General features: G+C 71.5%; 22 protein-coding genes. 9 read left to right on the top strand and 13 right to left on the bottom strand.

The window, feature by feature from the left end; all coding sequences use genetic code 11:
- Positions 1-41: 41 nt before the first annotated feature.
- A complete protein-coding gene (locus tag IT293_19005; GenBank protein MCC6766754.1) occupies positions 42-923 on the bottom strand; it encodes an adenylate/guanylate cyclase domain-containing protein in 882 nt (293 codons plus the stop codon).
- Between the two features lie 118 nt (positions 924-1,041).
- Between IT293_19005 and IT293_19000 the strand changes: the two genes are divergently transcribed.
- The gene (locus IT293_19000) at positions 1,042-2,484 is read left to right on the top strand and encodes a mechanosensitive ion channel family protein (GenBank protein MCC6766753.1); all 1,443 of its coding nucleotides are present in this window, start codon (positions 1,042-1,044) and stop codon (positions 2,482-2,484) included.
- A 41-nt stretch (positions 2,485-2,525) separates the two neighbouring features.
- Here the strand turns inward: IT293_19000 and glk are convergent, their stop codons facing one another.
- From glk to pgl, 3 genes are read right to left on the bottom strand one after another with little or no spacing between them, the layout of a single operon-like run.
- Positions 2,526-3,524, bottom strand: coding sequence for a glucokinase (gene glk, locus IT293_18995; protein ID MCC6766752.1), 999 nt, complete (start codon positions 3,522-3,524; stop codon positions 2,526-2,528).
- Entirely contained in the window at positions 3,499-4,932 is a 1,434-nt protein-coding gene (gene gndA, locus IT293_18990) for an NADP-dependent phosphogluconate dehydrogenase (GenBank protein ID MCC6766751.1), read from the bottom strand. Before gndA ends, glk begins: the two co-directional genes overlap by 26 nt.
- A gap of 22 nt (positions 4,933-4,954) precedes the next feature.
- Positions 4,955-5,683 carry a 6-phosphogluconolactonase gene (pgl, locus tag IT293_18985; protein ID MCC6766750.1) on the bottom strand — a complete coding sequence of 243 codons (729 nt, stop codon included), beginning with the start codon at positions 5,681-5,683 and terminating at the stop codon, positions 4,955-4,957.
- A gap of 120 nt (positions 5,684-5,803) precedes the next feature.
- Between pgl and IT293_18980 the strand changes: the two genes are divergently transcribed.
- Entirely contained in the window at positions 5,804-6,973 is a 1,170-nt protein-coding gene (locus IT293_18980; GenBank protein ID MCC6766749.1) for a patatin-like phospholipase family protein, read from the top strand.
- Between the two features lie 13 nt (positions 6,974-6,986).
- On the opposite strand, the gene IT293_18975 is transcribed toward IT293_18980, so the two are convergent.
- Entirely contained in the window at positions 6,987-7,946 is a 960-nt protein-coding gene (locus IT293_18975; GenBank protein ID MCC6766748.1) for a hydrogen peroxide-inducible genes activator, read from the bottom strand.
- A gap of 127 nt (positions 7,947-8,073) precedes the next feature.
- Here IT293_18975 and ahpC point away from each other — a divergent pair, with 127 nt between their 5' ends.
- The 3 genes from ahpC (at position 8,074) to IT293_18960 (ending at position 11,591) form a co-directional block, all read left to right on the top strand.
- The gene (ahpC, locus tag IT293_18970) at positions 8,074-8,637 is read left to right on the top strand and encodes a peroxiredoxin (GenBank protein ID MCC6766747.1); all 564 of its coding nucleotides are present in this window, start codon (positions 8,074-8,076) and stop codon (positions 8,635-8,637) included.
- Positions 8,638-8,652: 15 nt separating this feature from the next.
- Entirely contained in the window at positions 8,653-10,224 is a 1,572-nt protein-coding gene (ahpF, locus tag IT293_18965; GenBank protein ID MCC6766746.1) for an alkyl hydroperoxide reductase subunit F, read from the top strand.
- A gap of 185 nt (positions 10,225-10,409) precedes the next feature.
- On the top strand, positions 10,410-11,591 hold the full coding sequence (locus IT293_18960; protein MCC6766745.1) for an acyl-CoA dehydrogenase family protein: 1,182 nt from the start codon (positions 10,410-10,412) through the stop codon (positions 11,589-11,591).
- 69 nt (positions 11,592-11,660) lie between these two features.
- Here the strand turns inward: IT293_18960 and IT293_18955 are convergent, their stop codons facing one another.
- Both IT293_18955 and IT293_18950 read right to left on the bottom strand, forming a co-directional pair.
- On the bottom strand, positions 11,661-13,451 hold the full coding sequence (locus IT293_18955) for a metallophosphoesterase family protein (GenBank protein MCC6766744.1): 1,791 nt from the start codon (positions 13,449-13,451) through the stop codon (positions 11,661-11,663).
- Positions 13,448-14,296 (bottom strand): tetratricopeptide repeat protein, encoded by an 849-nt coding sequence (locus tag IT293_18950; GenBank protein ID MCC6766743.1) that lies wholly within the window; start codon positions 14,294-14,296, stop codon positions 13,448-13,450. Before IT293_18950 ends, IT293_18955 begins: the two co-directional genes overlap by 4 nt.
- Before the next feature lie 90 nt (positions 14,297-14,386).
- Between IT293_18950 and IT293_18945 the strand changes: the two genes are divergently transcribed.
- Positions 14,387-15,019, top strand: coding sequence for an HAD family phosphatase (locus IT293_18945; GenBank protein ID MCC6766742.1), 633 nt, complete (start codon positions 14,387-14,389; stop codon positions 15,017-15,019).
- A 29-nt stretch (positions 15,020-15,048) separates the two neighbouring features.
- Positions 15,049-15,411, top strand: a complete 363-nt coding sequence (locus IT293_18940; GenBank protein MCC6766741.1) for an antibiotic biosynthesis monooxygenase — start codon at positions 15,049-15,051, stop codon at positions 15,409-15,411.
- A 47-nt stretch (positions 15,412-15,458) separates the two neighbouring features.
- Here the strand turns inward: IT293_18940 and IT293_18935 are convergent, their stop codons facing one another.
- The 4 genes from IT293_18935 to IT293_18920 form a co-directional block, all read right to left on the bottom strand.
- Positions 15,459-16,280: a hypothetical protein gene (locus IT293_18935; protein MCC6766740.1), complete on the bottom strand. Its 822-nt coding sequence runs from the start codon at positions 16,278-16,280 to the stop codon at positions 15,459-15,461.
- 77 nt (positions 16,281-16,357) lie between these two features.
- The gene (locus tag IT293_18930; GenBank protein ID MCC6766739.1) at positions 16,358-17,482 is read right to left on the bottom strand and encodes an acyl-CoA/acyl-ACP dehydrogenase; all 1,125 of its coding nucleotides are present in this window, start codon (positions 17,480-17,482) and stop codon (positions 16,358-16,360) included.
- A gap of 11 nt (positions 17,483-17,493) precedes the next feature.
- A complete protein-coding gene (locus tag IT293_18925; protein ID MCC6766738.1) occupies positions 17,494-18,663 on the bottom strand; it encodes an acyl-CoA dehydrogenase family protein in 1,170 nt (389 codons plus the stop codon).
- 12 nt (positions 18,664-18,675) lie between these two features.
- The gene (locus IT293_18920; GenBank protein ID MCC6766737.1) at positions 18,676-19,143 is read right to left on the bottom strand and encodes a DUF86 domain-containing protein; all 468 of its coding nucleotides are present in this window, start codon (positions 19,141-19,143) and stop codon (positions 18,676-18,678) included.
- A 323-nt stretch (positions 19,144-19,466) separates the two neighbouring features.
- On the opposite strand from IT293_18920, the gene IT293_18915 reads away from it, so the two are divergent.
- Positions 19,467-20,498, top strand: a complete 1,032-nt coding sequence (locus tag IT293_18915; GenBank protein ID MCC6766736.1) for a TIGR03617 family F420-dependent LLM class oxidoreductase — start codon at positions 19,467-19,469, stop codon at positions 20,496-20,498.
- Positions 20,499-20,593: 95 nt separating this feature from the next.
- On the opposite strand, the gene IT293_18910 is transcribed toward IT293_18915, so the two are convergent.
- Positions 20,594-21,712, bottom strand: coding sequence for a nitronate monooxygenase (locus IT293_18910; protein MCC6766735.1), 1,119 nt, complete (start codon positions 21,710-21,712; stop codon positions 20,594-20,596).
- On the bottom strand, positions 21,709-22,416 hold the full coding sequence (locus tag IT293_18905; protein ID MCC6766734.1) for a TetR/AcrR family transcriptional regulator: 708 nt from the start codon (positions 22,414-22,416) through the stop codon (positions 21,709-21,711). Before IT293_18905 ends, IT293_18910 begins: the two co-directional genes overlap by 4 nt.
- A 158-nt stretch (positions 22,417-22,574) precedes the next feature.
- Between IT293_18905 and IT293_18900 the strand changes: the two genes are divergently transcribed.
- Positions 22,575-23,491: hypothetical protein (locus IT293_18900; protein MCC6766733.1), on the top strand; the 917-nt coding region annotated here is incomplete at its 3' end.

Raw genomic sequence — 23,491 nt, 5'->3', positions numbered from 1 at the left:
CGCGCAACGCGGCTTCCCGGGGGGGCGCCGCGCGGCCGCGATCACGCAGGGGTTTGCGGCCCCACCCTATAGCGCAGGGGCTCCAGATTCTGGCGTCCCGGCAAGATCCGGCCGCTGCCCGCGAGGGTGATCTCCTCGCGGGTCACGCGGAAGGTGTCGCCGCCGTCGGTCAGCACCCAGGTGCCGTTGGTGCTGCGATCGACGAGCAGGAACTTGTCGCCGCGCAGCACGACGTCGCAGTGGTGACGCGACACGACCGTCTCGTCGATGCTGATGTCGTTGTCGGGATCGCGGCCGACCGTGAGCTTCGGACGCGACGGGCCGAGCGCGTACTTCTCGCCGCGGTAGGTGACCTCGAGCGCCGCGGTGTAGCCGCGCGGCCGGACGGTCGTGCTGACGGTCGCGCCCTCTTGCTTCCAGAGGTACTGATAGACGAGCACCCAATCGGGGCGGCCGCGAAGCGCGAGCTGGTCGATGACGCGGATGTTGTCCTTCATCGACGGCGGGATTCCCTCGTAGGTCTCGCCGGCCATGAAGACCTCGTTCGCGCCGGCGAGCGAGGTGAGGCGGGCGGCGACGTTGACGACATCGCCGTAGATGTCGCCCGCGTCGAGCACGGCCGTGCCGGTCGCGATGCCGACCCGGACACGGACGCCCTCCGCATGAACCTCGCTGCCGGGGGCCTCGAGCGCGATCTGCATGGCGTGCGCCGCGTGGACCGCGGGCTCGGCAGCGTCGAAGACGGCGAGGATGGCGTCGCCGACCCGCTTGATCACGCGCCCGTTGAAGCGGTGGACCTCGGCTTCGAGCGTGCTCAGGCAGGCGGAGACGAGTTTGTAGGCCGTCTCGTCGCCGCGGACCGCGCAGAGCATGGTGCTGCCGCTGATGTCGGCGAAGATGACGGTGATCGGAGCGTCCGCCATTGCCCACGGTGCCTAGCACGCGGTCGGATGATTTGACAGGCGCGCCGCGGCTTCTGCATAGTGCCGCGCCGTCGACCCGACCGGCGTGATGGACGTTGCGACGCTCAGCGCACCACCCGTGACATCCGCCCTGTGGCTCGCGGGAGCTCTGGTCCTCGTCGGGGGATGGTGGCTCGGCCGCGATCAGCGCGTCTTCCGGCGTTACGGGGGCGCGCTCTGGTGCCTGGTCGTCGCGACGGTCGTCGAGGCCGTCATGCCGTGGCTGACGCCCCGGCCGGCCAACTTCGCGTTCGTGGTGGCGGTCGCCGCGGTGTCGTTCGCGATCGTGCGTGGCCTCGCCGTCACTGCCGACCTCGTCGTGCGCCGCCGCCAGGCGCACTTCTCGACGATCTTTCGCGACCTCGCGACGCTCCTGGTCTACACCGTCGTCGTTCTCGCCGTGCTGCACTCGGTCGACGTCGACGTCTCCGGCCTCCTCACGACGTCCGCGATCGTGACGGCGGTGATCGGCCTCGCGCTCCAGGAGACCCTCGGCAACGTCTTCAGCGGCCTGTCGCTGCAGATGCAGAAGCCTTTCGACCTGGGCGAGTGGATCGGCTTCGACGGCAACGTCGGGCGGGTGCAGGGCATCGGATGGCGCTCGACGTCGATCGTCACCCGCAACCTCGAGGTCCTGGACGTGCCGAACGCGTTCCTCGCGCGCGCAGTCGTGCGCACCTTCCGGGGTGAGGCGATCGGCGACGAGCTTTTCGTCGGCGTCTCGTATGCGAGCCCGCCGAGCGACGTGAAGGACGTCATCGTCGAGGTGCTCCGCGAGGTGCCCGACGTCGTCGCGACGCCGCCGCCGACGGCGGAGGTCGTCGACTACGGCGACTTCGCGATCAAGTACCGCATCCGGTTCTGGATGCGCGATTACGCGCGTCTGCCCGTGGTCCGCGACGCCATCATGAGCAAGCTCTGGTACGCGTTTCAACGCCACGACATGGAGATCCCGTTCCCGACCGGGAACGTCTACCTGCGTGAGGCGCCGGCGCGGCGGAGCCAGGACGAGCGCGTCCAGGCGCAGGGCCTCGCCGCCCTCCGGCAAGTCGACTTCCTGGCCGAGCTCGACGACGCGGAGCTCGGGATGCTGCGTCCGGACGTCCGGGAGGCCGTGTTCGGACGGGACGAGATCATCTGTCGCGAGGGCGACCCCGGCGACGCCTTTTTCGTACTGCAGCGGGGCGTGGTGGAGGTCGTGGTGCAGGGCGCCAGCGGCCGGGAGACCCACGTCGCCGAGCTCCGGGCGCCGGCGTTCTTCGGCGAGATGGCGCTCCTCACGGGGGAGGCGCGGGCGGCGACGGTCCGCGCCAAGCGCGACGCCGTCCTCCTGATCGTCGAGCGCGCGGGGTTCGAGGCCCTCTTCAAGACCCGGCCGAGCGTGGCGGCCGCGGTGAGCCGGGTCCTGGCCACCCGGCAGAGCGAGCTGCGCGAGCGGCGCGGGCAGAGCGTCGCCACCGAGAGCAGCGAGAGCCGGGCGCGCCGTCTGCTCCTCAAGATGCAGGCGATCTTCCGCTTCTGACGGCCGCCGCGCCGGACCGCCGTCCGCCCGCGCGGCCCGGGTCAGCCCGCCGCCAGCGCGGCCGCGACGTGCGCCGCGCCGTACAGCCCCGCGTCCGGGTCGCGGATGATCCACACCGGGATCTCGCGCATGAGCCGCTCGTACCGGCCCTTGGCGACGAACGCGCGCACGAAGGAGCCGCCCGTCATCGCCGCGAGCAGCTTGTTGACGATGCCGCCGCCGACGTAGACGCCGCTCGTCGCCATGACGGTGAGCGCCAGGTTCCCGGCCTGCGCGCCGTAGATCGAGACGAAGCGTTCGACCGCCGTGACCGCCGTGCCGCACGTGCCCGCGACACCGAGCTCGCCGATCACCGCCGCCGGGTCCTCGCGCTCGAGGCGGCGTCGCGTCTCGGGGGCGACCGGCATGCGGCAGTGCTCGTCGAGGAAGCCGAAGATGTTGACGAGCCCGTGGCCCGAGACGGCGCGTTCGTAGGAGACGTGACCGTCGTACTTGCGCTCGAGCCACCGTAACAGGTCGTGCTCCACCTCGTCGCGGGGCGCGAAGTCGGCGTGTCCGCCTTCGGTCGCGACGGGCACGTGACGCGCGCCGTCCCAGAAGAGGAGGGCCTGGCCGAGCCCGGTGCCGGCGGCGATCACGGCCCGGTTGCCCGGGCGCATGACCCCGGCGTTCAGCGCGAGGAGCTTCTCCGGCGGCAGCGCGAGCGCGCCGTGGGCCGTCGCTTCGAGATCGTTCAAGAGCCGGACGTGCGGCGTGCCGAGACGGGTCCGGAGCGACGTGCCCCGGATGTGCCAGGGGAGGTTGGTGGCGGCGACGGCGTCGTCGACCACCGGTCCCGCGATGCCGAAGGCGGCCGCCGTGATCGGCACCGCCGCCGCGCCGTCGTCGAGGAAACGGGCGATGACGTCCTCGAGACCGGCATGCTCGCGGCTCGGGAACGTGGCGCCGCGGACGAGCGTCGGCCCGCCCGCGCCGGTCTCGTAGAGCGCGAGGCGCGAGTTCGTGCCGCCGATGTCACCCGCGAGAACGTGCGCCGCCATGGCCGCCCGACCATTCCGTGTGGAAGATGCCCTCGCGATCGAGGCGCTCGTAGGTGTGGGCGCCGAAGAAGTCGCGCTGACCCTGGATCACGTTCGCGGGCGTGCGCGCGCGCCGGAAGCCGTCGAAGTAGGCGAGCGACGCCGACATGGCGGGGAGCGCGATGCCGAGCTTCACGCCGAGTCGGACGGTGCTCCGCCACGCCCCGACGCGCGATTTCACGGCCTTCGCGAAGTCCTTGTCGAGGAGCAGGTTCGCGAGGCGCGGGTCACGCTCGAATGCCTGGCGGATGCGGTCGAGGAAGACGGCGCGGATGATGCAGCCGCCCTTCCAGATGCGCGCCATCTCGCCGAGCTTCACGCCGTAGTCGAACGACCTCGACGCCTCGGCGAGCAGCGCGAAGCCCTGCGCGTACGAGCAGATCTTCGACGCGTAGAGCGCCGCCCGGATGTCGGCGACCGCGGCCTTCTTGCCGGTCTTGAGGGGCTTCGGCGCCGGCGGGTAGACCTTCGCCGCGAGGAGCCGCGTCGCGCGCTGCGACGACATGATGCGCGCGTCGACGGCGGCGGTGATGGTCGGGATCGCGACGCCGAGGTCGAGCGCGGCCTGGGTCGTCCACTTGCCGGTGCCCTTCTGGCCGGCGGTATCGACGATCGCGTCGATCAAGGGCTTCCGGCCGCCCCGGTCGTCCTTGAAGTTCACGATCTTCGCCGTGATCTCGATCAGGAACGACTGCAGGTCGCCCGCGTTCCATTCGGCGAAGACGTCGGCGATGTCCGCCGAGCCGAGCCCGAGGCCGTAGCGCAGCAGGTCGTACGACTCGGCGATCAGCTGCATGTCGCCGTACTCGATGCCGTTGTGCACCATCTTCACGAAGTGGCCGGCGCTCTTGCGGCCGACGTACGTGACGCACGGTCCGGAGTCCGCCTTGGCGGCGATCCTCGTGAGGATCGGCTCGAGGTGGCGATAGGTCGCCTCGTCGCCGCCCGGCATGATGCTCGGACCCCAGAGGGCGCCTTCCTCGCCGCCGCTCACCCCCATGCCGAAGAACTTGATGCCGGTCGGCTCGAGAGCGGCGACGCGGCGATCGGTGTCGGTGAAGTGCGAGTTGCCGCCGTCGACGAGGATGTCACCGGGCTCGAGGAGCGGCCGGAGCTCGTCGAGCACCGCGTCGACCGGGCCGCCGGCCTTCACCATCGTGATGATGCGGCGCGGCCGCGCGAGCGCGGCGACGAGCTCCGCCGGCGTCTTCGCGCCGACGAAGTTCCGGCCCTGGGCGCGGCCCTTCAGGAGGGCGTCGGTCTTCTCGAAGCTCCGGTTGTAGACCGCGATGGGGAAGCCGTTGCGCTCGATGTTGAGGGCCAAGTTCTCGCCCATGACCGCGAGCCCGATGAGTCCGATCTGCTGCATGTGCGACTGCCTCTCTCGGCCGTCAGGCCGTCGGCCCTGCGGCCGCCTTGTCGAGGAACCAGATGAGCTCGCCGTCGGTCGGCCGGATCCCGACGATCGGCCGCGGCGGCGGATCGTCGCCGCGCGCCGCCGCCGCGAGGCACTCGGCGACCATGGTGCGCTTGCCGGCGCCGGCCGAGAGCACCCAGACGCGCTCGGCCGCGTTCAGCACGGGATAGGTGAGCGTCATGCGGCGCGTGTGGAGCTGCGGGACGTCGTTCATGACGACCCAGCGCGCGCGCTCGCCGAGGGCCGCGGTACCGGGGAAGAGCGACGCGGTGTGGCCGTCCTCGCCCATGCCGAGCAGCACGACGTCGAGGACCGGCACGCCGTTTCGGCGCCGCGCGATGCGCTCGCCGAGGAGGCGCGCGTAGCCCTCGGCGTCGCCGTGCTCGGCGCGCATGCGGTGCGCCGTCACCGGTACGTGGTCGAGGAGCGCGCGCTTCGCCATGCCGTAGTTCGAGTCCGGATGCTCGGGCGGCACGCTGCGCTCGTCGCCGAAGAAGAGCTCGACCTTCGTCCACGGCACGCGCTCGCGGCAAGGCGGCGCCGCGAGGAGCTCGTAGAGCCGCTTCGGCGTCGAGCCGCCCGAGAGGGCGATCGTGAACGGCGCGGAGGCCGCCGCCGCGGCGAGCGTGCTCAGGTCCCGTGCGACCGCGCGCGCCAGCGCGTCTCCGTCCTCGAAGATCTTCGTCTGGATCCCCGCGCCCATCGCCGAGAGCTGCTATGCCGACTTTCACCGCCCGCCTCAAGGATGCGGCGACAGCGGACACCGGAACGAGAGGCGAAGCGGGCTTGACCATCGCCGTCGCTCCGTGGTCGATGACCGGGCATGCTGGACACGGACGCCGACACCGCCGCCCGGACGGCGCTCGTGCTCTCGGGCGGCGGCGCCCGCGGGGCATATCAGGCGGGCGCGCTACTCGGGCTGCTCGAGATCGGATGCCTCGCGCCCGAGCGCTCGAACATCGGCCTCCTCGTCGGTTCGAGCGCGGGGGCGATCAACGCCGGGCTCCTCGCCGCCACCGCGGACCGCTGCGCCGCGGGCGTCGAGCGTTTGGTCTCGGTGTGGCGCGGGCTCAGCGCCGACCATGTGTTCCGCACGGACGTGGTGTCGCTCGGCTCGATCGGTCTGCGCTGGGTGCGCGACCTCACGTTCGGCGGCATGGTCGGCCACGTGACCGGCAAGGCGCTCCTCGACACGGCGCCGCTCCGGCAGCTGATCGGCCGCGAATTCCAGGGCGGTCGCATCGCGGAGAACGTCGCGGACGGCACGCTCCGCGGCGTGGCCATTGCGGCGACGGACCTCTACAGCGGGAGCGGCGTGCTCTTCCTCGAGGGCGCGCCGGACCTCAAGCTCTGGACCCGCACGCACTGGAGCATCGAGCGCGCCGTGCTCGGCGTCGACCACTTCATGGCGTCGAGCGCGATTCCGGTCTTCTTTCCCTCCGTCGAGCTCGGCAGCCGCCATTTCGCCGACGGCTGCATCCGCAACATCGCCCCGCTCGCGCCCGCGATCCAGCTCGGTGCCGACCGCATCGTCGCGATCGGCGTCCGCGGCGGGTCCGTGCCGTCCGTCGACGACGGGCAGCGGCGTCCGCCGCCGACGATCGCGCAGATCGCGGGCGTCCTCCTCGACGCGGTTCTCCTCGACGCCATCGATTCGGACATCGAGCACAGCGAGCGTGTGAACTCGAGCATCATCCGCCGAGGCGGTGAGCAGGCCGCCCCCGGGGACTTTCGCGAGATCGAGGTGCTGTCGATCAAGCCGTCGGAGTCCATCGGGGCGATCGCGGGCGAGCTCGCCGATCGCATTCCGGCCGTCGTGCGCTACCTGTTGCGCGGTCTCGGGAGCGACGAGGCGACGCGAAACCTCGCGAGCTACCTCCTCTTCGACACCACGTTCTGCGACCGGTTGATCGAGCTCGGGCGGAGCGACGTGCACGCCGACCGGGCGAAGATCGAGCGCTTCTTCGCCCGCCCCCTCCGGCCGCGCGCGTGATCCTGGGCGCGCGTCACTCCAGCGGATCCAGCACGACCGCGCTCCGCGCCGCCGGCGGGAGCGCTTGCTCGAGCCCGCGGCGGATCGCCGCCACGAGCGCGTCGGTGACGCGCCGGCGCAGGTGGCTCCGTGCGGTGACGAGCCCGATCTCCCGGACCGGCGTCGGGGCGACCAGCGCGCGCACCTGCCGGCGGCGGCGTGCGGCCGGGAGCCCGTCGACGACCAGCTCCGGCAGCACCGTGGCGCCGAGCCCCTCGTCGACGAGCCGCACCAGCGTCTGGAAGCTGCCGCTCTCGAACTGGATGCGCGAGGGGCGGGGGCGCGGCTCGGTGCCGCAGTAGGACAGCACCTGGCTCCGGAAGCAGTGGCCTTCCGGCATGATCCAGAGCTCGCGCTCGCTGAGCGCCGCCTGGGTGACCGCCGTCTTGCGGAGCAGCGGGTCGCCCGGCGGCAGATAGGCGAGCATGCGCTCGTGGCCGAGGGCTTCCTCACGGAGCCCCGCGACCCGGAGCGGCGTCGCCACCAGGCCGGCGTCGAGGGTGTCGGCGCGCAGGCGCGCGATGATCTCCTCGGTCTTGAGCTCCTCGACGACGAGCTCGACGCGAGGGTGCGCGGCGGCGAAGCGGCCGAGAAACAACGGGAGGACCGTCGGCGAGAGCGTCGGGATGACGCCCAGGCGGAAGGGCCCCGCGGGCTCCTCGCCCTCGGCTACGACCTGGCCGAGCCGCTCGGTTTCGCGTAGGACCGCCCGCATCTGGGCGAGCGCCGCGGCCCCGTCGGTGGTCACGAGCAGCGGCTTCTTGGCGCGGTCGAACAGCACGATGCCGAGCAGCTCCTCGAGCTTGCGGAGCTGCATGCTGAGGCCGGACTGGGACACGTGGCAGCGCGCCGCGGCTTCCCGGAAATTCCGGGTCGTCTCGACCGCGACGGCGTACCGCATCTGGGTGAGGGTGATCTGTCCGAGGTCGATCATCCCCGATTGATAACCAGTGATGATCGGAAGTTCAAAACGTTCGATTGGACTGTCGGGCGCTCCGGGGGCACATAGGAACGGCGCCGGGAGAACCGGCGCGAACCATCAACCTGGAGGAGGAATCGAGATGTCGCTGATCAACACGACCATCAAGCCGTTCAAGGCCACCGCGTTCCACGACGGGAAGTTCGTCCCGGTATCCGACGAGTCGATCCGCGGAAAATGGAGCGTTTTCGTCTTCTATCCCGCCGATTTCACCTTCGTCTGCCCGACCGAGCTCGAGGACCTGGCCGACAACTACGACGAGTTCAAGAAGCTCGGCGTCGAGGTCTACGGCGTGTCGACCGACACCCACTTCGCGCACAAGGCCTGGCACGACACGTCACCGGCCATCAAGAAGGTCCGCTATCCGCTGGTCGGCGACCCGACCGCCACGCTCGCCCGCAACTTCGAGGTCTTGATCGAGGACGAGGGCCTCGCGCTCCGCGGCAGCTTCGTCGTCGCCCCCGACGGCAAGATCAAGCTCTACGAGGTCCACGACAACGGCATCGGCCGCGACGCCAAGGAGCTGCTGCGGAAGGTGAAGGCGGCCCAGTACGTCGCCTCGCATCCGGGCGAAGTGTGCCCCGCGAAGTGGCAAGAGGGGTCGAAGACGCTGAAGCCGTCGCTCGACCTCGTCGGCAAGATCTGAAGGAGACCCGGCACCATGCTCGACGATGCGTTGAAAGCGCAGCTCGGACAGTACCTCGAGCACCTGCGGCGGCCGATCGAGGTCGCCGCGGCGCTCGACGACGGCGCCGACTCGGCGGAGATGCGGCGGCTGCTCGCCGATCTCGCCGAGGCGTCGAGCATGGTGCGGGTGGTCGAGGACGCGCGCGCGGGCGGCGCAACCGGCGTCCGCCGGCCGTCGTTCGCGATCCACCTGCCCGGCGAGGCCCCGCGCGTGCGCTTCGCCGGCCTCCCGCTCGGGCACGAGTTCACCTCGCTCGTGCTGGCGCTGCTCCACGTCGGCGGCCACCCGCCGAAGGTGGGCGGCGACGCGCTGGCGCAGGTGGACGCCCTCACGGGTCCGTTCCACTTCGAGACCTACTTCTCGCAGTCGTGTCAGAATTGCCCCGACGTCGTGCAGGCGCTGAACCTGATGGCGGCGCGGAACCCCAACGTCACCCACGTCGCGATCGACGGCGCGACTTTCCCGCACGAGGTCGCGGAGCGGCAGGTGATGGCCGTGCCGACCGTGTACCTGAACGGCGAGCGGCTCGGACAGGGCCGGATGGAGCTCGAAGAGCTGCTCGCGAAGATCGACGCCGGCGCCGTGGAGCGGCGCGCGCGCGTGCTCGACGCCAAGCCGGTCTTCGACATGCTGGTCGTCGGCGGCGGACCCGCGGGCGCGGCGGCCGCGATCTATGCCGCTCGCAAGGGCATCCGCACCGGCGTGGTCGCCGAGCGCTTCGGCGGCCAGGTGCTCGACACCAACGCCATCGAGAACTTCGTCTCGGTCGCGGCGACCGAGGGCCCGAGGCTCGCCGCCGCTCTCGAAGCGCACGTCGCCGCTTACGACGTCGACGTGATCAAGCTCGAGCGGGCGGTGAAGCTCGTCCCCGGCGACCCGATCGTGGTCGAGCTCGCGAGCGGCGCGCGCCTCGCCGCCCGCAGCGTCGTGCTCGCCACCGGCGCGCGCTGGCGCGACATGAACGTCCCGGGCGAGGGCGAGTACCGGACGCGCGGCGTCACCTACTGCCCGCACTGCGACGGTCCGCTCTTCAAGGGCAAGCGCGTCGCCGTGATCGGCGGCGGCAACTCGGGTGTCGAGGCGGCGATCGACCTCGCGGGCGTCGTCGAGCACGTGACCATCCTCGAGTTCATGGACGCGCTCAAGGCGGACGAGGTGCTGCAGCGGAAGCTCCGCAGCCTGCCGAACGTCGAGGTGATCCTCGGGGCGCGCACGACCGAGGTCGTCGGCGACGGGCAGCGGGTGACCGGCCTCCGCTACGAGGAGCGGGCGAGCGGCGCGGTCCGCGATCTCGCCGTCGCCGGGATCTTCGTCCAGATCGGGCTGCTGCCGAGCACCGGCTGGCTGCGCGGCGCGGTCGAGCTCTCCCGGACGGGCGAGATCGTCGTCGACGAGCGGGGGCGGACGAGCGTTCCCGGGGTGTTCGCCGCCGGCGACGCGACCACCGTGCCCTACAAGCAGATCATCATCGCGACCGGCGAGGGGGCGAAGGCGGCTCTCGGGGCGTTCGACCACCTGATCCGCATCACCGCGCCGGCCGCCTGAGGCCGCGCGCGCCGACGTCGAGATCGCGAGCGACGCGGCATGCGCCCGCGCTCCGGCGGCAAGCCCGCGCTTGCTCCCCGCCGGCCTCGCCCCGCCGCCGCTCCGATTGGCGTCGCGGCCGCGCGTGCTGGTATGGAGAACGGTCGCGCCGCGCTCGATCACCCTCGTCACGGGAGCCCGTCATCATGCCGTCCACCGCCGTCATCGATTTCGATTCCACCAAGCCCGCCTCGCCGTTCTACGACGACAGCCACCGCGAGTGGCGCGATACGCTCCGTCGCTGGCTCGCGAAGGAGGTCGCGCCGAACGTCGAGGCGTGGGAAGCGGCGGGCGAGATCCCACTCGCGCTCTACGGCAAGGCGGCGGAGGTCGGCCTGCTGGGCCTCGGATACCCGGAGCAGTACGGCGGCACGTCGGCCGGGATCGACCACTTCCACCACATCATCACGTCCGAGGAGGCGGCGCAGATCGGCGCGGGCGGCATCTTCGCCTCGTTGATGGTGCACGCGATCGGCCTCCCGCCCGTGCTCGCGCTCGGCTCCGAGGAGCTCAAGACCCGGGTGGCGGCGCGCGTGCTTTCGGGCGAACAGCACATCTGCCTCGGCATCACCGAGCCCGATGCCGGCAGCGACGTCGCCAACATCCAGACCCGCGCCGTCCGCGACGGCGACGACTACGTCGTGCGCGGCAGCAAGATGTTCATCACCGGCGGGCTTCGCGCCGACTACGTGACGGCTGCGGTTCGCACCGGCGGTCCCGGCTACGGCGGCATCTCGCTTCTCCTGATCGAGCTCGACCGCCCCGGGGTGTCGCGCACGCGTCTCGAAAAGATGGGCTGGTGGGCGTCCGACACGGCGGCGCTCTACTTCGACGAGGTGCGGGTGCCGGCGGCGAACCTGATCGGCGCCGAGAACCAGGGCTTCCTCGGCATCGTGTTGAACTTCAACGGCGAGCGTCTCGGCATGGCGGCGAGCGCGAACGCCTACGCCCGCACGTGTCTCGTCGAGGCCGCGCGCTACGCGCGGGAGCGGCGCACCTTCGGCAAGCGGCTCGCCGACCACCAGGTCATTCGCCACAAGGTCGCCGAGATGCTCCGCCAGGTGAACGCGACGCAGGCGTATCTCGAGAACTGCGCCTGGCGCGTGCAGCAGGGCGAGACGCCGGTCACGGACCTGGCGCTCCTCAAGGTCCAGGCGACGCTCACCATGGAGTTCTGCGCCCGCGAGGCGATGCAGGTGCTCGGCGGCGCCGGCTATCTGCGCGGCAACAAGGTCGAGCGCATCTACCGCGAGGTGCGCGTCAACGCGATCGGCGGCGGCAGCGAGGAGATCATGCGCGACCTCGCCGCGCGCCAGCTGCGTCTCTGACCGCGCGGAACCGCACGAAGCCGCTTTGCGCGTTGGCGCCGCCGTGGCGGAAGCCGCCGCGAGCGCGGCTCAGGGGAGCTTCGCCGAGAGCTTCACGCCGTCGTTGACCTTGGCGGTCGGGAACACCGACTCCCAGCACGCTCCGCTCTGGAGGTTGATCAGCTGGGCCGTCAACGGGAACGCCGGCGCGCCGGCCGGCAGCGCGAGCGAGGCGCCGGCGCCCTTCACCTGGATCTGTCCCTTGCCGGTGCCCGACGTGCCCTTCACGCTCGTGATGCCGGCGTGCGCCCCGGACTTCTCGACGTACTGCACGCCGCCGCCCTTGGCCTTCCACGCCGGGGCGCCGTGGCCGAGGGCGTCGCCGAACAGGCTGCCGCTCTGATCGTACAGGCAGACCGCGACGTCGCTCTGGCCGCTCGGCATGCCGATCTGCGTGCTGTCGAGCGTGCCGTTCTGCCACTTCCACTGCGCCTTGTCCTTCGTGTCGACGGGATCGTTCCTGAGCGCGATCCGGCCTTTCGGGGCGCTCGCGCAGCCGCCCCGCGGCGCGCTCGGACAGGATGGACCCTTCACGATGCGGAAGCGGTCCGCCGCCTGCGTGGCGGCGTTCACGAACGTGCCGGTGAGCGTCTGGCCGTCGACGTCGAGCACGAGCGAGCCGAGCTCGAGGAGCCCGACCGGGAGCGCCGGATGGTTCAGCGTCGTCGTGCGGACGTCGCTCGAGCTGCCGGCGACGACGTACACTGCCCCGTTGCGCGGGCTCTGCCCGAGGCTCGGCTTGCGGTAGGGGCCGTTGCCGCTCGGATCGCCGTCGCCGGCGTCGCGAGCGTGGACCGGGAGCTCGAACGTGTCGGAGAGCCCGTAGTGGCCGTCGAGCAGGTAGCTGCGCTCGTAGGAGTGGCTGTGCCCGCAGAGCACGAGGTCGACGCCGTAGTCCTCGAGCATCGGCACGACGTTGGTGCGCATGGTGATCTCCTCGAACTCGAGGTCGGAGTCGTGCAGCAGGCCCTTGCTGTAGGGGGGGCGGTGCCAGAGCGCGATGATCCAGTCGGCGGTCGTCGCCTGCAGATCCGCCTCGAGCCACAGCATCATCGGGCTCGTCGAGGCCTTGGAGTTGTGCTCCGAGTCGAGCACGACGAAGTGCACGTTGCCGTAGTCGTAGGAGAAGTAGGCTTCGGAGCCGGACGGAACGCCGCCGGCCTCGCCCGCCGTCGGGAAGGTGAACATCGTGAAGTAGGGACCGGTCTGGAGCGCCGAGTTGCCCGCCATGGCCTCGTGGTTGCCGAACGTGGACAGCGTCGGGACGCTCCGCAGCATGTCGTGGTGCAGGTCGAAGAGCGCCGCCTGATAGTTGGCGTCGTTGCCGGTCGGGTAGGCGTTGTCCCCGAGGAGGAGCCAGAGGTCGGTGGGCGCGGCGCCGTTGTACGCCGCGTAAGCGTCCCGCACGGCCATACCGTCGGCGTTGGCGTAGCCGCCGTCGCCCGTGACCCAGATGCGCAGGGGGCGCACCGCGCCGGGGGTCGGGGTTGTGCGAAAGAAGTGATCGGCGTCGTCGCCCTCGAGGTCGGCGCTCGTGGACCCGATCGCGTAGAAGTAGACGGTGTCGGGCGCCAGCGCCGACACGGTCACGACGTGCTCCGTCGTGACGGCCGCGTCGTCTACGGTCAGACCGAGCGATCCCGGGGCCGCGCCGTAGCGCACGCGGCTGTCGGTCGGGACGTCCGTGCGCCAGCGCAGGGTCATGCCGGCCGGCGTCGGCTGCTGGAGATACGGGCCGCGCACGATGGTCGCGGCGTCCGCGACGGTCGCGGCGAGCAGGCTCGTGGCGAGGGCGGCGAGGCGCAAGGCCGGCGGCGTCATGGGTGGTCCTCCCGGGGCTCTGCGGTGGTGGCGAGATCGCGGCGGAGCTCGGCGGCGAGGGTCGTGAGCGTGCTGCCGCGCCGTCCCGGACGACGGTGCTCGATCACGGCGAGGGCGCGGGCGCGGTCGCGCCGCGCTTCGGCGTGGCGCCCGAGCCGATCGAGCACCTCGGCCCGCCGCGCGATCCAGGCGGGGCTCTGCGCGCCGATCGCGAGGAGCGCATCGAGGCGGCGGAGCGCGTCGGGGTAGCGCCCGAGGGCGAGCTCGAGGTCGAGCGCGGCGAGGTGCAGCGACGGTACCGCGCCGAGGTACGCGACGCCGGCGTCGAGGACGCGGATCGCCCCGGCGGGGTCGCCGAGCGCGATGCGCGCGTCGCGCCACGCGAACACGTGCTCGGGACGCGGCTCACGCATACCGGCGATCGCGCGTTCGAAATCCTGCGCCGCGCCGGCGGGATCGCCGAGCGCCATGCGGGCGCGGCCGCGGTCGTAGCGCGCCCCGACGTCCTCGGGCGTTCGCTCGAGCGCCCGCGTGAGCTCGCGTTCGGCCAGGCCCGGCCATCCCGCGTCGAGGTACACCTCGCCCTTGGCCACGGCGACGACGGTCGGGTCGGCGCCGAGCGCCGCGGCGCGCTCGCAGGCGGCGAGCGCCGCGTCCCAGGCCCGCGCGGCGCGATGCATGCGGCCGGCGGCGAGGTGCGCGTCGGCGTCGGCCGGGCGGCGCGCGACCTCGGCGCGCGCCGCCGCTTCGATCGCTTCCGGCGGCGCGTGGCCGAACGCGGCCGGTGCCGGTGCGGCCGCCATCGAGGCGACGGCGGCGAGGGCGCGGATCCAGCGCGGACGCATGGGGACGGCGAGCTTGCCCCGGACGGGCTGCGCGCCGCAAGCGCGCGCCGGGCGCTTGAGGGGACGCGGGGAAACCGCGAGGATGGGCCGATGCCATCCGTTCGAGCGGTCCTCTTCGACTTCGGCGGCGTCTTCATGGAGTCGCCCTTCGCCGCGGTGCGCGCGTTCGGCGCCGGGCTCGGACTCGCGCCCGAGCGCGTCATCGAGATCGTCTTCGGGCCGTACGACAGCGACACCGACCACCCCTGGCACCGTCTCGAGCGCGGCGAGGTCTCGCTCGTCGACGCGCGGCAGGCGATCTTCGACCTGGGGGCTCCCGAGCACCGCATCGATCTCTTCGAGGCGCTCGGCTCGCTCCGCAACACGAGCATACGCGAGGACGTGGTCGCGCTCGCGCGCCACGCCCGCGCGGTCGGCGTCAAGACGGCGATCGTCACCAACAACGTGCGGGAGTTCGGCGAGGGCTGGCGCGCCATGCTGCCGGTGGACGAGCTCTTCGACGTGGTGGTGGACTCGGCGCACGCCGGCGTCCGGAAGCCCGATCCGCGCATCTTCCGACTGGCCCTCGATCGCCTCGGCGTCGCCGCGCCCGAGCACGCGGTCTTCCTCGACGATTTCCACGGCAACGTCGCCGCGGCCGAGCGCCTCGGCATGCGAGGCATCCTCGTCGAGGAGGATCATCGGCCCGCGATGGATCGGCTGCGCGCGTTGCTCGCGGACTAGATCGGGCTAGACCAGCCAAGGAGGCTCCCGTGTTCGTCGTCACCAACCGCATCCCCGTCACCAAGGCCTTCGAAGCCGAGTTCGAGGAGCGCTTCAAGAAGCGCGCGCACCTGATCGACCGCTCGCCGGGGTTCGTGAAGAACCTCGTGCTGCGGCCGGTGACGCGCCGCTTCGACCACCAGACGGGACGGATCGAGGAGCGCCAGGAGCAAGGCTACTACCTGGTGCAGACCTACTGGGAATCCGAGCAGGCGTTCTGGGACTGGACGAACAGCGAGTCGTTCCGGATCGCACACGGTAACCGGCCGCCGGCCGAGATGTTCGCGGGGCCGAGCGTGCTCGAGATCCACGAGGTCATCCAGACGACCGAGGCCGCGAAGGCCGGCGGCTGAGCCGCCGCCGGACCTCCGTCAACGACGCGGGCGCGCCGCGTTCTCGTTCAGGGTGAAGCTCCGGTCCGGAGCTTGCCCGCGCTCCGTGTCTCGAGCTTCGCCACCGCCGCGCGCAGGCGCTCGATCTCGCGGGCCTGGGTCTGCAGCGCCGCGACCGCCATGCTCGTATACGCGTAGAGGTCGACGTGATCGCCGCTCGCGGCGATCGCCGGGCTCGGCGCGACGTCGTCGATGATGAAGCCGAGATGGCTGCCGGGCGACGTGCTCGGGGACGCGTAGCGATACGTGGCGAGCCGATAGGCCATGAGCTCGTCGTGGAGCCGCTTCGTCTCGGACTCGCTCAGATACGCGACGTCCGTCTTGGCGGCGCGTCGTGACAGCACGATGTCGCAGTTCGTCGAGACGCCGCCGGAATCGAAGGTCGTCGTGCGGGTGAGCTTCCACTTGCAGGTGCCGTGGCTCGGACTCAGGACGGTGTCGTTGGCGACGATGCTGATGCCGGAGATCGTCGCCTTCGCCCTGCCGGGCTTGGTGCTCACCGTGAAGCGTCCGATCGCGTCGAACGGCGCCGCGTCCATGTGATTGTCGCAGTGGCGTACCGAGAGCTCGCCCTTGTCCGGCTTCTCGGTCCCGAAGTTGGCGATCCCGTGGTAGAGGTGCGAGCTTCCGATGTCGCTCCGGAACCCGACGGAGTTGGCGGACTGGGTGATCACGACCGTGCCTTCGCGGTCGACCTTGGACCTCACCCCGGCATCGAAGAACTTGCACTTGCGGGTGCCCGTCCAGGTGCCGGTCAGGTCGAAGGCGGCGACCGGTGTGGCGAGGACGAGGACCAGCGGGACGACGAGCGCGAGTCGACGGTTGAGCATGGCGAACCTCCTGTACGGCCAGATTTGCAGCGACCGCGGTGCCGCTGTCAACGCTCGGAGGCGTCCGTTGCGGCCGATCATCGACCCGCCGCGATCCGCTCGCCGAGGCGGGCGAGGTGCAACGCCGCGCCGCCGAGCGTGAGCTCGATCTGGCGCGTCGTCCGGAAGTACCGGAAGAGCGGGTACTCGGTGTCGACGCCGATGCCGCCGTGCAGGTGCTGCGCCGCGTGCGCGACGCGGAAGCCGGCCTCGGCCGCCCAGAACTTCGCGGTGTCGAGGGCCTCGTCGGCGGGGCGCCCGCTGGCGAGGAGCCACACCGCCTGCCGGGCGGTGAGGGTGATCGCCTCCGTGTCGATGTAGGCGTCGGCCGCGCGCTGCGCGACGGCCTGGAAGGTCGCGATCTTCTGTCCGAACTGCTCGCGCTCCGACACGTGCGCCGCCGTGAGGCGGAGCGCCTCGGCCGAGACGCCGGCCTGGGTCGCGCAGAGACCGGCGGTGAGCCGACGGACGGCCGCGGCGACGATGTCCATGCCGGCGTCCGCGTCGCCGATCCGGTCGTCGTCGTGCACGCGGACGTCCGCCAGTCGCACCGTGGAGCGGAGCTCGCGCGCGGTCGTCTCGGTGGTCTCGAGCGTGACGCCGGCCGCACGCGGGTCGACGAGGAAGACCGCGCAGGCGCCGGGCGGCGTCCGCGCGGAGACCAGCAGGCGATCCGCGACGTGCGCCATCGCGACGAGCGGCTTCTCGCCGTCGAGGCGCCAGGCGGCGCCCTCGCGGACGGCGGCCGCGACGGGGAGCGCCGCCGCGAGCTCGTCGAAGCGCTCGGCGAACGCGATCGCGAGGACGAGCGAGCCGTCGACGACGCGCGGCAGGAGCTCGCGGCGCTGCCGCGGCGTGCCGTGGGCGTCGATCGTCATGGCGCCGCCGACGACGGTCTGGAGGTAGGGCAGGGGCGCGACCGTGCGGCCCACCTGCTCGAGCACGAGGCAGGCCTCGACGAGCCCGAAGCCGCCGCCCCCGACGTCCTCGGGGAGCGGCACGCCGAGCAGGCCCGCGGTCGCGAGCTTCGTCCACTCGTCGGTGGCGACGTGGTCGTCGCTCGCCTCGATCGCGCGCAGGCGCTCGCGGGTCAGCGCGTCGCGGAGGATCCGCAGCGCCAGGTCGGCGATGGAGCGTTGGTTCTCGTCGAGCTCGAGATCCACGGTTGGACTCCTCAGTGGCGCGGGACGCGCGGCATGCCGAGACCGAAGAGCGCGATGAGGTCGCGCTGCACCTCGTTGACGCCGCCGCCGAAGGTCAGGAAGAGGGTGCCCTGATAGGCGCGTTCGAGGCGGCCGCGGAGCGGCGCCCCGGGCGCGTCGCCGCGCAGCATGCCGGCGGCGCCGTAGACCTCCTGCAGCAGGCGGTAGGCCTCGCAGAAGAACTCGCTGCCGAACACCTTGGTCGTACTCGAGATCCCCGGGTTGGGCTCGGCGCAGGTGATGGCCTTCCAGTTGGCGAGCTTCAGGTACTCGAGCCGGGCGTGCACGCGGGCGAGGTTCGTGCGGACCCATTCCTGGTCGACGACGCGGCGCCCGTCGGGGAGCGTGGTCGCGCGCGCCCACGCGACCGTGTCCTGGAACACCTTGTCGACCATCCCCGGCGGCGCGATCGCGACGCGCTCGTAGTTCAGTTGGTTGGTGATGAGCTTCCAACCCTTGTGCACCGTGCCGATCAGCGCCGACGTCGGGACGCGCACGTTGTCGTAGAAGGTGTTGGTCGTGCCCGACGAGACCAAGGTGTGGATCGGCGAGTACGAGAAGCCCGGCGTCGCCGTCGGCACCGCGAAGATCGAGATGCCCTGGTGCTTGGGCGCGTCCGGGTCGGTGCGCGCCGCGAGCCAGATGTAGTCGGCGTAGCCGGCGAGGCTGGTGTAGATCTTCTGGCCGCTGATCACCCACTCGTCGCCGTCGCGGACGGCGCGGGTCTTCAGCGACGCCAGGTCGGTTCCCGCCTGCGGCTCCGTGTAGCCGACCGCGAAGTGCAGCGCGCCCTTCAGGATGCGGGGCAGGAAGAACCGCTTCTGCTCGTCGCTGCCGTAGGCCATGATCGTGTGGGCGATCGCGTTGATCGTGAGCGCCGGGATCGGCGCCAACGCGCGCCAGGACTCGTCGTAGAAGATGAACTGGTCGACGAGCCCGCGGCCCTGACCGCCGTACTCCTTCGGCCAGCCGATGCCGAGCCAGCCGTCGCGGCCCATCTTCTTGACGGCGGCGAGACAGTGCGGCCCGCCGGTGTCGCCGTTGGCGACCTCGGCCTCGACCTCGGGGGTCATGAGGGTCGCGAAGTAGGCGCGGAGCTCGGTGCGGAGCGCTTCTTCTTCGGGGGTGTAGGCGACGTACACGGCGGCGGCGCCTCAGAGTTCCGGCAAACCGCTCACGATTCCGTGAAACTCGTCGATCGGAGCCAGCTCGTCCAGCGCCTCGACGACCCTCGCCATGTCCAGGCTCACGTAGCCGTGCACCAGCACGTTCCGGAAGCCCGGAAGTCGCTCCAGGCGGCGGACGAGCTCGATCGGAAAGCGCGCGTCCTTGGCGAGGTTGCGCACCGCCTCCGTGTCATCCTCGAACCGATCGCCTCGGCGTGACGACAGCTCGCTCGCGAGGTCGATCACCAGCTGACAGACCGTGAAGAGCGAGAAGAGCACGTCGTTGTGGAGGGTGAGGTCTCGCTCGAGCAACTCCGGTCCCGTCACACCGGGCCGAATCGCGCGCAGGTGGTCGAGGTGGCGTCGGAGCTCGGCGAGGCGTTCGACGAGGTACGTCATCGTGCGATCGCCGCCAGTTTCGCGTGCCGAGATCGCCGTATCGAGACGCGAGCTCATGACCGTGTGCGACGCTAGCATGCGCTTGCGAGGGGTACCAAGGCGCCACTCGCGTGAGCTCGTCGGCCGAGTGCCGTCGATGAGACGCCCTCGGTGCCGTTTGTGTTTCGGCGCCAGTCCGATTTGTTCTTCAGCTGCGCCGCGTCGTGTTTGGCGAACGGCGCGCTGAACACCGCGCCCCAGCACGGCCCCTCGGCTCGCATCATCTGGATGAGGAGCGGAGCCGTCACGCCCGCGCGCGGCTCCCCTTGGAAAGGGAGTCGTGCCATCGTCGCCCGGCCGATGACGTCGGCGAGCCGAGACTACGCGAAACGGGAGGCGTCATGAGAATCGAAGCGTTCGGAGCCGGGATGGAGCTGCATCGCGCCGGGGAGCGCGCCGCGGCGTGCGCGCGAGCGGGGTACGACGGCCTCTGGCTCGCCGAGGCGGGACGCACCGCGTACCTCACCTGCCTGGCGTCGGCGCTCGCGGCCCCCGAGCTGCGCCTCGGAACGGCCGTCGCGACCGCGTTCCCGCGAAGTCCCATGGTGACGGCGCAAACCGCCTGGGAGCTCGCCGAGGCGACGCGCGGACGCTTCGTCCTCGGTCTCGGCACGCAGATCAAAGCCCACATCGAGCGCCGCTTTTCGACGACGTACGACCGCCCGGGCGCGCGGCTCCGCGAGTACGTGCTGGCGCTCCGCGCCATCTTTCGCGCCTTCCAGGGGACGGAGCGGCTCGACTTCCAGGGCGAGTTCTACCGCTTCAGCCTGCTCGGGTTGTGGAGCCCGGGGCCGATCGAGCATCCCGACGTGCCGATCTACCTCGCGGCGGTCAGGCCGTGGATGCTGCGCGCCTGCGGCGAGGTGGCCGACGGCGTGCACGTGCACCCGTTCCACTCGCGCCGCTACCTCGACGAGGTCGTGCGTCCGAACGTCGCGGCCGGCGCGGCCAAGGCGGGACGCGACCCCGGCGCCATCAAGCTCGCGTGTCCGGTGTTCACGATCGTCGGCGACAGCGAGGAGGAGCGCGCCGAGTGGCGGCAGCGCGCCCGCTTCCAGATCGCGTTCTACGGCTCGACGCCCGCCTACAAGGGCGTCTTCGAGCTGCACGGCTGGCATGGCGTCTCGGAGCGGCTCACGCAGCTGCAGCGCCAGGGCGATCTCTCGGCGATGGCCGACGCCATCACCGACGAGATGCTCGACGTGTACGCCGTGACGAGCACGTGGGCCGACCTGCCGAGGCGCCTGGTCGAGAAGTACGGCGACATCGCCGAATGCCTCATCTTCTATTTCGCGACCGAGGCATGGGAGCGGGGTCCGGCGACGATGGAACGCTGGCGGGACGCGATCGCCCGCACCAAGGCGCTGCGCTGAGGGAGGCCACGATCGTCCGGCCGGACGCCCGCTACGTCCGCGAGCCGCGTCGAGAAGATGCCGGCGTCCGATGGGTGCGCGCCCCGCCGTCGCGCTCAGGCCTCCGGCAAGAGCCCCTGCAGCCGCTCGGTCGCCTCGATGTAGTCCTGCACCATGTCCTGGATCACGTGGCGCGCGGAGCGGATCTCGTTCATGCGGCCGACGATCTGGCCGACCGGGTTGAAGCCGACCGCCTGCGCCTTCGCGGCGTAGTGGTGGCCGCGGCTCACCGCCTCGGCCGTCACCATGAACTGGAGCGGCATGCCGAGCGGCTTCGGGTTCTCGGGCTTCTCCCAGGCTTCGGTCCAGTCGTTCTTCAGCATGCGGCAGGGCTTGCCCGTCCACGAGCGTGAGCGAACGGTGTCGCGGCTCGTGGCCTTGAGGAAGCTCTCCTTCTGCGCGGGCGGCGTATCGGCCTCGGTGACCGTCAGCCAGATCGAGCCCGTCCACACGCCCTGTGCCCCGAGCGCCATCGCGGCCGCCATCTGCTTGCCGCTGCCGATGCCGCCGGCGGCGAGCACCGGGATCGGCGCGGCGGCCTCGATCACCTCGGGCCAGAGCACGATGCTGCCGATCTCGCCGGTGTGGCCGCCGCCCTCGGTGCCCTGGGCGATGATGAAGTCGATGCCCGCCGCCTTGTGCGCGAGGGCCTGCTTGGCGCTGCCGCAGAGCGCGCCGACCAGCCGGCCGGTGTCCTGGATTTCCTTGATGACCTCGGCCGGCGGAGTGCCGAGGGCGTTCGCGATCGCCCGCACCTTGGGATGCTGGAGCGCGACCTCCACCTGGAGACCCGCGGTGGCCTCGGTCCAGCCGAGGAGCTCGCGCGGCTTCTCCTCGGCAGGGAGCTCGGGTACCCCATGGTCGGCGAGGAGCTTCTTGGCGAAGGCGCGGTGTTCGGCCGGGACCTGCGCTGCGAGCATGGCCTGCAGCTTCTCGACGTCCATCTCGCCCATGCCGACGTACTTGCCGGGGATGACGATGTCGACGCCGTAGCCGCCGGCGACGTGCTCGTCGAGCCAGTCGAGCTCGACGCGCAGCTGATCGGCCGAGAAGCCGACCGCGCCGAGCACGCCGAACCCGCCGGCGTTGCTGACCGCGGCGACCACGTCGCGACAATGACTGAACGCGAAGATCGGGAACTCGATCCCGAGGCGCTTGCAGATCTCGGTCTTCATGGGGTCTTCCTCTTGCGTTTGGCCGCCGGACGGCGGGAGGCCGTGCGCGCGGGGCTGGTGGAGGTCAGGAATCGGTCGGCGAGCAGCGCGAACGACGCGCGCAGCTTGCTTTCCAGCGGATAGGCGGGATCGTTGATCCAGTGGCTCATGGCGCCGATCACGACCGAGACGAGGATCTCGGCCGCGAGCTCGACGTCGAGGTCGTCGCGGACGTCCTTCGCCGGGACGTCGCGGCCGCGACGCAGGAGCTGCGAGAAATCCTCCTGCATCGACGCGAGCTCGGCCCCTGCTTCACCGGGACGCGGCGCGCGCAGCACCGCCATCAGCACCCGCCGGGTCATCTCGGGCGCCCGCCGCACCAGCGCCGCGCCACGCGTCGCGAAGCCGTGGAGGCGCTCCAGGCTCGTCACCGGACGTTCGAGCTGCTCATCGACCAGCCGGCGGAAGCGCGAGAACACGTCCTGGCCGATCTCCCGCAGTACGTCCTCCTTACTGCGGAAATGGTTGAAGAAGGTCGCGGGCGCGATGTCGACGGCGGCGGCGATCTTCTCGACGGTGGTCGTCTCGTATCCGTCGCGCGCGAAGAGCCCGGCCGCGGTGTCGAGGATGCTCTGGTGCAGCTCGCGGCGGCGCCGGCTGCGGCGGCCTTCGGAGGCCTCGGACGCGACCCCGCTCCGCTGCGAAGGTTGAGGACGTGGAAGCATGGAGATCCTCCAGATCTGGATAATCTCCATCCAGAATGCAAGCCGACGGGCGGCGGCCCCACGATCCCCCGGTGCGGGTCATCGCCGGTCCTCGCGCCCCGCGCTGTGTGTGATACGGCTCTCGCCAAACCACGACGGCAGAGGCATTCACATCTCCCATGGGAATTCTCGACAAGCTCAAAGCGCAGCCCCGCTGGAAGCACGACGACCCGGCCGTTCGCCTCCAGGCGATCCCCGAGATGGAGAGCCAGAGCGAGCTCGCGGTCCTGGCGGAGCGGGACCCCGAGGTGAAGGTGCGGCGGGCGGCGATCGCGAAGGTCGGCGACCCGGCCGTTCTGGGTCGCCTGACGGCGGTGGACGCGGACCCCGGCGTTCGGGAGGCCGCCCAGGACCGGCTGCTCGCGCTTGCCCTCGACGCCGCGCTGCCGGCAGCGATGGAGGCGGCGGGTCTGTTGGTCGACGTGCGGCGCGTGTCGTCGATCGCGAGGAGTTCGGCCGCCGATGCCGTTCGTGAGGTGGCGCTCGCCAAGCTGACCGACGAGCGCGCGCTCGGCGGCGTCGCCCGTCACGCGAAGGTGGAGAGGACGGCGCTCGCCGCTGCCGCCCTCCTGCGCTCGCCCGAGGAGCTGCTCTCCACCGTGCTGAACAGCGACCACCGGGAGGTCGCGCTCGCCGCGTTCGATCGCGTCGTGAGCGCGCGGCCCGACTCCGACGCGGCGCTGCTCGAGACCATCGCCGCGCGCTCGCAGCAGAAGGCCGTGGCGCGGCGCGCGAGAGCGATGTTGCAGGCGATCGAGGACGCGGAGAACGCGCGGCGTGCCGCCGAAGCGGAGGGGCGGAGGCAGGAGGGGTTGCTGTGTGCCGCCGTCGAGGGTCTCGCGGACGCCACCGACCCCGAGCGCGCGGCGGCGGAGCTCGCCCGCAGCACGGCCGCCTGGGAGGCGCTGGCGAGCACGGACGCGGCGGTCGCGCGGCGATTCGCCGCCGGCGCCGACGCGGCGCGCGCGCGGATCATGCAGCGTCGCGGCGAGATCGAGGCGGCCTGCGCCGAGCGACGTCGACGCGAGGAGGCGCT

It is taken from the genome of Deltaproteobacteria bacterium (assembly GCA_020848745.1).
GTDB lineage: Bacteria > Desulfobacterota > Binatia > UTPRO1 > UTPRO1 > UTPRO1.
The sequence above is the reverse complement of the archived record's forward strand: the minus strand, read 5'-3'. Positions and strand labels throughout refer to the sequence as shown.

Bases quoted from the DNA above. Each gene is read 5' to 3' on its own strand.
- IT293_18950 (MCC6766743.1), bottom strand. From the start codon at position 14,296: ATGCGTCCGCGCTGGATCCGCGCCCTCGCCGCCGTCGCCTCGATGGCG.
- ahpF (MCC6766746.1), top strand. From the start codon at position 8,653: ATGCTCGACGATGCGTTGAAAGCGCAGCTCGGACAGTACCTCGAGCAC.
- ahpC (MCC6766747.1), top strand. From the start codon at position 8,074: ATGTCGCTGATCAACACGACCATCAAGCCGTTCAAGGCCACCGCGTTC.
- gndA (MCC6766751.1), bottom strand. From the start codon at position 4,932: ATGCAGCAGATCGGACTCATCGGGCTCGCGGTCATGGGCGAGAACTTG.
- IT293_18910 (MCC6766735.1), bottom strand. From the start codon at position 21,712: ATGAAGACCGAGATCTGCAAGCGCCTCGGGATCGAGTTCCCGATCTTC.
- IT293_18920 (MCC6766737.1), bottom strand. From the start codon at position 19,143: ATGAGCTCGCGTCTCGATACGGCGATCTCGGCACGCGAAACTGGCGGC.
- IT293_18915 (MCC6766736.1), top strand. From the start codon at position 19,467: ATGAGAATCGAAGCGTTCGGAGCCGGGATGGAGCTGCATCGCGCCGGG.
- IT293_18975 (MCC6766748.1), bottom strand. From the start codon at position 7,946: ATGATCGACCTCGGACAGATCACCCTCACCCAGATGCGGTACGCCGTC.
- IT293_18960 (MCC6766745.1), top strand. From the start codon at position 10,410: ATGCCGTCCACCGCCGTCATCGATTTCGATTCCACCAAGCCCGCCTCG.
- IT293_18980 (MCC6766749.1), top strand. From the start codon at position 5,804: ATGCTGGACACGGACGCCGACACCGCCGCCCGGACGGCGCTCGTGCTC.
- glk (MCC6766752.1), bottom strand. From the start codon at position 3,524: ATGGCGGCGCACGTTCTCGCGGGTGACATCGGCGGCACGAACTCGCGC.
- IT293_18905 (MCC6766734.1), bottom strand. From the start codon at position 22,416: ATGCTTCCACGTCCTCAACCTTCGCAGCGGAGCGGGGTCGCGTCCGAG.
- IT293_18935 (MCC6766740.1), bottom strand. From the start codon at position 16,280: ATGCTCAACCGTCGACTCGCGCTCGTCGTCCCGCTGGTCCTCGTCCTC.
- IT293_18945 (MCC6766742.1), top strand. From the start codon at position 14,387: ATGCCATCCGTTCGAGCGGTCCTCTTCGACTTCGGCGGCGTCTTCATG.
- IT293_19005 (MCC6766754.1), bottom strand. From the start codon at position 923: ATGGCGGACGCTCCGATCACCGTCATCTTCGCCGACATCAGCGGCAGC.
- IT293_18955 (MCC6766744.1), bottom strand. From the start codon at position 13,451: ATGACGCCGCCGGCCTTGCGCCTCGCCGCCCTCGCCACGAGCCTGCTC.
- pgl (MCC6766750.1), bottom strand. From the start codon at position 5,683: ATGGGCGCGGGGATCCAGACGAAGATCTTCGAGGACGGAGACGCGCTG.